This window comes from Brevibacterium sp. HMSC07C04 (assembly GCF_001815905.1).
GTDB lineage: Bacteria > Actinomycetota > Actinomycetes > Actinomycetales > Brevibacteriaceae > Brevibacterium.
This window is the reverse complement of record NZ_KV823235.1, coordinates 1-2,204: the sequence shown is the minus strand read 5'-3', so window position 1 is coordinate 2,204 and position 2,204 is coordinate 1. Positions and strand designations below refer to the sequence as shown.

The window sequence follows — 2,204 nt, the reverse complement described above, 5'->3', positions numbered from 1 at the left end:
ACTGTTGCCTGTTATGACCCCGTTTAATTCTTTGCTCAGGCGCTGCGCACATTCTGTGTTCGCTGCGGTTGCTGTTACGTCTCTTGCTGTTGGTGTAGGTGTGCCGGTTGGTGCGAGCCCGGTGGGTGATGCTCCGGCAGAACCGGCACCGGAATCACCAAGTGCTGGTCCAAGCCATGAACCTACGGATGAGGCTGGTGAGTCTGCCTCGGATCAGCCGTCTGGTCAGCCGAAGGAGGATGCGTCAGAGGCTGAGTCTCAGAAGGGCAAGTCTTCTGAGAAGTCTGGTCAGAAGGATGCTGCGAAGGCTGCGAAGCCGGATGAGCATTATCCGGAGCTTGCCAAAAAGCTGTTTAAGAAGGGCGAGGGACGCTATGAGATTCCTGCCCCGAAGCCTGGTGGTAAGTCTGCCGGGAAGGTTCCGGCTGGTTTAGAGGCTTACTACAGTCAGAAGATCGACTGGTCTGCCAAGAACTGTGAAGCCCTCGATTTCGACGACTCGGCTGACATGGTTGACATGCTCGGGCGTGCGCCTGAGTGCGGTTACATGATTGCGCCGATTGATGCGAAGAACCCGGCCAAGGGCAACATCGCAATTGCGGTCAAACGTGTCAAGGCCGGAAAGCTGGAGCAGCTTAAAGACAGTGTAAAGTTCACGCCGAATAAAAAGCCGCAGGGCTCCATCCTGTTTAATGCCGGACGCCCTGGCCAGCCCGGCCTGAGTCACGCCGATGGGCAGGCGTACACCAATTTCGAGATTGCCGAGAACTTCGACATGGTGGGTTTTGATCCCCGTGGTGTTGGCGATTCTATGCCGTTTTCGGAGTGCGAGTCAGATAAGGAGCGGGATGCTTCGCGTGCTTTGAACCCGTTGAAAGACGGCAGGGACAAGGCTGAAGAGGTCTACAATGCCGAAATCAAGAAGACTGCTCAGGCGTGTTTTGACAACACCGGGAAGCTGTTTGGTCTTGATGCTGAAGGCCGGAAAGACCTGATTAAGCACCTGGGCACGTGGGATGCTGTTGGCGATATGGACATGCTGCGTTCTGTTGTCGGTGATAAGAAGCTGAACTACGTCGGTCAGTCCTACGGAACATCGTTGGGGTATCGCTATGCGCAGAAGTTTGGCGACAATGTCGGCAAACTGGTCTTCGACGGTGTTGTCGACCCGGGCGATGCCGAGGACGCCAAGGCGCTCAAAGAAGTCAATGAACGCTCAGATAGTTTTGCTGATCTCGAAGACCCTGAGGAAGCACCTGCCGGACCAGACAAAGCCAGCAAAGGCAAGGATGAAACGTCCGTATCCGGTGGAGGCAAAGCCAGCGGAAAACCTGACCTCGATGGCTTGAACGCCAATCAGAAAAAAGCTGTTGAACAGGGTGCCGGTTTCCAGAACGCCTTTGAAGAGTTTGCCAAAAACTGTGTTGCCGTGGGCCGGGAAGGCAAAACCTACGGCGAACTGTGGCCCCACGACTTTCAGTTTACCCCGGTTGAGAATAAAACCTTCCGGTGCGCTTTGGGTGACACTAACGATGTCAAGGTGCTTACTGAAAACAACACGAAGCTTCTGCAGAAGCTTGAAACAGCCGATGGTGGCAAGGGCCTGCCTACTGGGCGGAAAAATGACAAGCGGCGTGTGACGTTTATGGACGGACGTACGGGAATGCTCCAGGGGCTCGAGAGCACCGACTATTGGGGAAACTTGAATCTTGCGCTGAATGAGCTCAAAGAAGGCAAGTCCGCGCCTATGCTGTTGCAACTCGCTGACTGGGATAACAGTCGCTACGACGGCCACTACGATCCGATGCGCGCAGCGGGAATCAATATTCGGTGTACGGATTCTAATAGGGCTGATGAGCCGGTGGATAAGGCGAAGCTGGCTCGGGCGCGTAAGTTTGTTGAAGCGTATGATGCTGTTGCGCCGTTCCAGCGGGCGAGTGTTTCACCTGGCCGTTATGACGTGTGTGATTTTTGGAAGTTCAAGGGCACGTTGCCGAAGCCGCAGAAGTTGTCGAAGGTGCCGAATATTCTGGTGATTTCGACGACGCATGATCCTGCTACACCGTATGCCAATGGTGTGAAGATGGCGGAGATGATTGACGGTTCGCTGTTGAGCGTGTCCGGGACCAGTCATGGCGCCTTCGGTGGCCTCACGTCGACCGCTCCGGGGCCGGAGTGTGTGGATACGACTGTTCATGCGTTTT

1 protein-coding gene is annotated in these 2,204 nt (G+C 55.1%); it reads left to right on the top strand.

The features are described 5' to 3' along the window. Nucleotides 1-55: 55 nt before the first annotated feature. The coding region (locus HMPREF3162_RS00290; protein WP_070776530.1) for an alpha/beta fold hydrolase at nucleotides 56-2,204 on the top strand (2,149 nt) is incomplete at its 3' end.